6 protein-coding genes are annotated in these 6,894 nt (G+C 46.3%); 4 read left to right on the forward strand and 2 right to left on the reverse strand.

The window, feature by feature from the left end; translation table 11 throughout:
- Positions 1–80 precede the first annotated feature (80 nt).
- Positions 81–1,454, reverse strand: a complete 1,374-nt coding sequence (hisS, locus tag F0364_RS01515; protein ID WP_153795982.1) for a histidine--tRNA ligase — start codon at positions 1,452–1,454, stop codon at positions 81–83.
- 112 nt (positions 1,455–1,566) lie between these two features.
- The gene (locus tag F0364_RS01520; protein ID WP_235920985.1) at positions 1,567–2,037 is read right to left on the reverse strand and encodes a low molecular weight protein-tyrosine-phosphatase; all 471 of its coding nucleotides are present in this window, start codon (positions 2,035–2,037) and stop codon (positions 1,567–1,569) included.
- 447 nt (positions 2,038–2,484) lie between these two features.
- Between F0364_RS01520 and efp the strand changes: the two genes are divergently transcribed.
- The 4 genes from efp (at position 2,485) to F0364_RS01540 (ending at position 6,527) form a co-directional block, all read left to right on the forward strand.
- Entirely contained in the window at positions 2,485–3,051 is a 567-nt protein-coding gene (gene efp / locus F0364_RS01525; protein WP_153795983.1) for an elongation factor P, read from the forward strand.
- 176 nt (positions 3,052–3,227) lie between these two features.
- Positions 3,228–3,710: an acetyl-CoA carboxylase biotin carboxyl carrier protein gene (gene accB, locus F0364_RS01530; protein ID WP_153795984.1), complete on the forward strand. Its 483-nt coding sequence runs from the start codon at positions 3,228–3,230 to the stop codon at positions 3,708–3,710.
- A 226-nt stretch (positions 3,711–3,936) separates the two neighbouring features.
- Positions 3,937–5,277: an acetyl-CoA carboxylase biotin carboxylase subunit gene (gene accC / locus F0364_RS01535; RefSeq protein ID WP_153795985.1), complete on the forward strand. Its 1,341-nt coding sequence runs from the start codon at positions 3,937–3,939 to the stop codon at positions 5,275–5,277.
- A 299-nt stretch (positions 5,278–5,576) separates the two neighbouring features.
- The gene (locus F0364_RS01540) at positions 5,577–6,527 is read left to right on the forward strand and encodes a glycoside hydrolase family 43 protein (protein ID WP_153795986.1); all 951 of its coding nucleotides are present in this window, start codon (positions 5,577–5,579) and stop codon (positions 6,525–6,527) included.
- Positions 6,528–6,894: the final 367 nt, after the last annotated feature.

Consider the following 6,894-nt stretch of genomic DNA (forward strand, 5'->3'; position numbering starts at 1 on the left):
CATAGTTTTTTTTATTTGGCCGCCAACCGCGTTGCTACTATGAGGCTTTGGTTGCGTCGCACTCTTGTACCGAAGCAATTCTATTCAGCAATGTGCAGCAGGTTTTGCAGGTGCCCGGCAAGTTCAGCCTGTTGCACGGTGGTTTGTTCGCCCTTCTGCAAATCTTTTACATTACAGATACCTTCCTGCAATTCTTTGCTGCCAATGATGGCTATGTAAGGTATGTTCTTTTTTTCCGCGTACTTAAACTGTTTATCAAATTTGGCCTGCTCGTGGTAAATCTCGCAACGTATTTTCCTTGCCCTTAACTGCTGTGCCAGTTCAAAAGCGTTTTTGCTTTCGGCTTCGCCCAGGTTAAAAAACAACAGTTGGGTGCCTGTCTGCACAGCTTCCGGAAAAAGTTTCAGTTCTTCCATTACATCATAAATCCTGTCAACACCAAAAGAAATGCCCACGCCGGGCAGGTTGGGTACGCCAAAGAGGCCGGTTAAATCATCATAACGGCCACCACCGCCAATGCTTCCCATATTCACACCAACCGCTTTTACCTCGAAGATGGTACCAGTGTAATAGTTGAGGCCGCGGGCCAGCGTAAAATCGGCCACGAAAGCCGGGTTGTTTTGATAGTTAAGCACAAAGCTTAGTTCTTCCAACCCCTTTTTACCGGTTTCGTTTTCACCGATCAGCAGTGACAGTTGCTGCAGCTTTTCTTCGTTGCCGCCATCAATGGCCAGGTATTTCTCTATCAGCTCAATTTGCTGAGGCTGCAAACCACGCTGGGCCAGCTCTTCCTTTACTTTGTCGAGGCCAATTTTATCCAGCTTGTCAATAGCGATGGTAATGTCCATCATTTTGTCTGCACCGCCGCAAAGCTCAGCCAGTGCCGCCAATATTTTACGGTTGTTGATTTTGATTTCTACGGCGATGCCAAGTTTGGCAAATACGGTAGCATAGATGCCCGCAAGCTCCACTTCGTTCAACAGCGATTTGCTGCCGACTACATCCGCATCGCATTGGCAAAACTCACGGTAGCGGCCACGTTGAGGTTTGTCAGCCCGCCACACAGGTTGAATTTGATAACGCTTGAAAGGGAAAGTAAGCTGTCCATGGTTCATTGCTACATAGCGGGCAAAAGGAATAGTCAGATCGTAACGGAGAGCACGTTCTGTAATTCCCGCTGTGTTTTTACCTGCGAGAACCTTTTCAAAATCTTCTTTTGCCCTGACGTGCTTTTCCGGCCGTTCCAGCCCATTATTCAGGATCTTAAAAATAAGTTTGTCCCCTTCTTCTCCATACTTGCCCATCAGCGTGTCCAGGTTTTCCATGGTGGGTGTTTCCAGTGGCTGAAAGCCATACAGCTCAAATACCTGCCTGATGCTGTTGAATATATAGTTGCGTTTTCTTACAGTTTCTGCATTAAAATCTCTTGTTCCCTGTGGTATAGATGGTTTCATTAGTAAAGTCAAATAAAGTCAATGAGTCAAATAAAGTCAATGAGTCAAAAAGCCAGTGAGTCAAAAAGTCAATGAGTCAAAAAGTCAATTAGTCAAAAAGTCAATCCGGGGCTTACACTTTTGCATTTACCGCATACTTCCGCAAAATATTATCGCAGGCTTTGGCAATCATATCGTACACTGTATGAAAGCCGTCTTCGGTGCCATACCAGGGGTCTGGTACATTGCGGTTTTGGCCCGGGTATAATTCGTTCAGCAGCAGGTCAACCTTGCTTTCATCCCAAAGTTCGCGGCTTATATGCTTAACGTCGTTGTAATTGCTGCTGTCCATAACGTATATTTTATCATACTGCAGCATATCCTCCTTTCTGAACTGGCGGCAGCATTGTTTGCTGATATCCACGCCATTTAGCCTGGCCACTTTTTGAGACAGGTGGTGTGGTGGCTCACCAATATGCCAGTTGCCCGTGCCTGCACTGTCAACCTTCCAGTTAAGCCCCGCTTTATCAGCCTTGTATTGTAAAATACCTTCTGCCAATGGGCTTCGGCAAATATTGCCCAGGCAGATCATTAAAATTTTCATGGCTGCAAATATAATACATGCCCACCGGCTAAGTAAAACTGGTGATTTTTGGTTCAATGCCGGTTATTTAATAAGAGTGCCAGGTTAAGCCCCGCAACAGGCGGTGAAGACCCTGTCGAAAGCGGATTAACAAAGGCGGCTTGCATGACCGGTTTCGACAAGCTCAACCTGACATTCGTTTCTCAACAGACCGGCATCCTGCAACTTGTAACCGGCAACCGGCTTTCGGGTGAGGGATTGAAGCGGTTACCCCGGTGAGGCCATCGCAGCAAGGCTTTTGTGCCGGAGTAATAGCGGAAAGCCCGACCCCTTGCGATAGCTTGGGGGCACCCCCTTAAAAGGATAAATCTGTAATGCAAAGCCCTGCCGCGTTACCGAAAAACCATTATTGAAATTTGATACCCAATCCCTACTTTTGCGCCCTGACAAAAAATTAAACCAATTTTTATGGCTACTACATCAGATATCAGCCGCGGCATGATCTTGAAGCTGGATGGCAGTTTGTATTCAGTAGTGGAATTCGGCGAAAACAAAACAGCCAGGGCGGCCGCCAAAGTTTGGGCCAAACTGAAAGGCGTTGACAACAGCCGCACTATTGAAAAAACATGGAACAGCGGCGAAACCATCTTCCCGGTAAGGGTGGAGAAAAAAACTTACCAGTACCTGTATAAAGATGAGTCGGGCTATAACCTGATGAACAATGAAACTTTTGAGCAAATTGCTTTGGGCGAGGAAATGATTGATGCACCGCAGTTTTTGAAAGATGGCAGCGAAGTGTTTGTATTTATTAATACAGAAACAGAACAGCCCATAGGCGCCGAACTGCCTGAAAAAATTGTGGTACAGATTACCTACTGCGAACCAGGTGTAAGGGGCGATACCGCTACCCGTGCATTAAAAGCCGCTACTATTGAAACAGGTGCTACCGTTAACGTGCCCCTGTTTGTAAATGAAGGCGAACTGATAAGGGTAAACACCAAAACAGGCGAATACGTAGAAAGGGTGAAGGAATAAAACCTGCTGATAAATACATTTACAGGGATGGCTGCAAACCATCCCTTTTTCATAAGCATTACCGAAAAATTAAAGTAGCGCCAAAACGCTCAAAACTTATTGAATTTGCCTATTTTGCTTCTCTTTTTGGGCAAAAAAGGCAAAAAATATTATAAAATCTCCCAAAATTCTGTCATATGGATTTCAAGCAAATTCAGGAGTTGATAAAGCTTATCAACAAGAGCAACATAGGGGAAGTTTCTGTGGAAGAGAAGGATTTTAAGATAACTATCAAGCAGAAAAAGGAGCCGGGACAAACCGTGGTAGCATCTGCCCCGCAGATATACTCAGCGCCTCCACCCGCTTATGCTGCACCGGCCCCCGCATTGTCGGCAGCGCCTGCGGCAGCAGAGCCCAAAGCCGCAGAATTAAAGGCTGACAACCTTATTACCATCAAAAGCCCCATGATAGGCACCTTCTACCGCCGCCCGGCGCCCGATAAACCCAACTTTTTAGAAGTGGGCGATGAAATTACCGTGGGCAAAGTGGTTTGCATTATTGAAGCCATGAAATTGTTTAATGAAATAGAAAGCGAAGTAAGCGGCAAGCTGGTAAAAATACTGGTGGATGATGCCAGCCCTGTTGAATATGACCAGCCGCTGTTTTTGTTAGAGCCTTAGTTAATGTGCTGATTTTGCTAATGTGTAAATGAATGAAAACTCTTGCTTGTTTTCATTGTATTCAAAGCACGGGTTATGCAAAAACATAAGCAAAGAGCCTAACAAAATTCTTGCTGCGCTATAGAGCGAAAGAGCCGATTAACATATACTTGGTTTTTATTTTCTAACAGCCTGCGCTGGGTGCTGAACAAGCACATCAGCCAACTGGCTAATTAGCTAATTAACAATGTTTAAAAAAGTACTGATTGCCAACCGCGGCGAGATTGCGCTTCGTGTAATACGCACCTGCAGAGAGATGGGCATTAAAACAGTAGCGGTTTACTCAACGGCGGATAAAGACAGCCTGCATGTAAAATTTGCCGACGAAGCTGTTTGCATTGGCAAGCCGCAGAGTTCAGATTCTTATCTTAACATTCCGCACATAATGGCGGCGGCTGAAATAACCAATGCCGATGCCGTGCACCCCGGTTATGGATTTTTGGCTGAAAATGCCAAATTCTCGCAAATATGCGGCGACCATAACATTAAGTTTATCGGCCCCACGCCCGAAATGATTAACGCGATGGGCGACAAGATTACCGCCAAAGAAACCATGATAAAAGCCGGTGTGCCTGTAGTGCCGGGCAGCGGCGGCTTGCTGGAAAGTGTGGAGCAGGCCAAAGACCTGGCCAAAAACGTAGTAGGCTACCCTGTTATACTTAAGGCTACCGCCGGCGGTGGTGGCAAGGGCATGCGTGTGGTATGGCAGGAAAGTGAGCTGGAAAAAGCTTTCAATACCGCCAAGGCAGAGGCTGCCGCATCGTTTAAGAACGATGGCATTTACATGGAAAAATTTGTGGAAGAACCACGCCATATAGAAATACAGGTTGCAGGCGACCGCTATGGCACTGTTTGCCACCTGAGCGAAAGAGATTGCTCCATACAACGCCGCCACCAAAAACTGGTGGAAGAATCGCCTTCTCCGTTTATGACGGATGAATTGCGGCAGAAAATGGGCGAAGCTGCCATAAAAGCTGCCAGCGCCATTAACTACGAAAGTGTGGGCACCATAGAGTTCCTGGTAGATAAGCACCGCAATTTCTACTTTATGGAAATGAATACCCGCATACAGGTAGAGCATTGCGTAACGGAAGAGGTAATCAACTTTGACCTGATTAAAGAGCAGATAAAAATAGCCATGGGCGAGAAAATATCCGGCGAAAATTATACGCCCCAGGGCCATGCTATTGAGTGCCGCATTAATGCCGAAGATCCCTACAACGATTTCCGTCCTTCGCCCGGTAAAATTACCGTGTTAAATACTCCGGGCGGCCATGGGGTACGTGTTGACAGCCACGTGTATGCCGGCTACGTAATACCGCCTTATTACGACTCCATGATAAGCAAGCTTATTACCGTTGCCCGCACCCGGGACGAGGCCATCAGCACCATGTACCGTGCCCTCAGCGAGTATGTAATTGAAGGTGTTAAAACCACCATTCCCTTTCACCTGCAGCTAATGCAGAACGAAGATTTCAGAAAAGGAAATTTCAATACCAAGTTCCTGGAAACGTTCCAGCTTAAATAAAAGAAAGTCCCGCCAAAAGGCGGGATTTTTTTTTGCTGTATACCTGTATCAAATTTTTTTGTTTTTCACCCCTGCTGTTTCCGTTGCGGATTATTTTAATACCGGCTAATAACTCCGTGACATCTTCGTTGCGTCGCAAGCACTTCATCGTTCGGTTCATTGGGCATCTTTTCAGACCCGGGTAGAAGGGCTGGGCCACACTTTTTACTGATTTTCCGGCTGGCCTGATAGTACCTGTATGCCACAAATATGGTCTTATCTTCTATTACTATCGAGTTTCACCAGTGCAATAAGACAACATGATAAAAAGCTTCCGTTTGTGGGTACTGTGTTTTTGCCTTACCTGCAGCAGCCTGCCTGCATTCTCCCAAGCCGACAGCATTTTACTGGCTGACCCTACTATTTTTTACCACGATGGCACGTATTACCTCTACGGTACATTCAACGGGCCCGGAGGCTTTCCTGTATATACGTCTGCCGATCTGCAGCACTGGCAAAAAAAAGGGAATGCGTTAACCAAGGGAGATAGTTATGGAACAAAAGGTTTCTGGGCGCCGCAGGTAGTTGAGCAAAATCATAAATTCTACCTGGCTTATACTGCCAACGAACAAATAGCCATTGCAGAAGCTGAAAGCCCGCTGGGGCCATTCCGGCAAAAACAGACTTATCATATTGCCGGCGACCAAAGAAAAATTGACCCTTTTATTTTTGTGGATGATGATGGAAAAAAATACCTGTACCATGTGCGCCTTACCAACGGCAACAGGATTTTTGTAGCCCGCATGAAGGATGACTTGTCTGACATGGATACCACTACTTTGCAGGAGTGTATTAACGGTGCTGAATACTGGGAAAACACACAGGCTGTAAGCTGGCCGGTAACAGAAGGCCCCACCGTACTAAAGCATAACGGGCTTTATTACATGCTTTACTCCGCCAACGATTTCAGGAATATTGATTACGCTGTAGGTTATGCCACATCCACATCGCCAATGGGGCCATGGCAAAAATACAGGGGCAACCCAATTATCAGCCGCAGGAATACCGGTGTTAATGGCACCGGCCACGGGGATTTGTTTAAAGCTAAAGATGGCAACTTGTATTACGTTTTTCATGTACACAATTCCGGTTCGGCAGTATCGCCACGTAAAACAACCATTGTTAAAATAGCTTTTGTAAAAGATGATAGCGGAGGGCCTGATAAAATTATCATAAACGAAAAAAGCTTTACCTACCTGGACAGCGAGTGATGTTTGCTACACAGCGGCCCCTCCGGAGAGCCTCCATGCCCCCATTAAACTATCTGCAACACAATGCCCCTACAGCGGGAACGTCACCTGACCTTCATGCAGTATCTTCCCTTTCAACTATTAAATTGAACGTAACCAATCCCCAATGATTTAGCCATGCAGCCCTGCCTGCAAAAAAATAAGCCTGTTACACTTTGGGTGAGGGATTGAAGCGGTTACCCCGGTGAGGCCATCGCAGCAGAGCCTTGTGCCGGAGTATGAGCGGAAAGCCCGACCCCTTGCGATAGCTTGGGGGCACCCCCAAAAAAGCAAGTACGAAAAGTGAAGTACGAAGTACTTTGATTTGCGTGCAGGATGTTATGTGAAA

The organism is Foetidibacter luteolus (assembly GCF_009650435.1).
GTDB lineage: Bacteria > Bacteroidota > Bacteroidia > Chitinophagales > Chitinophagaceae > Foetidibacter > Foetidibacter luteolus.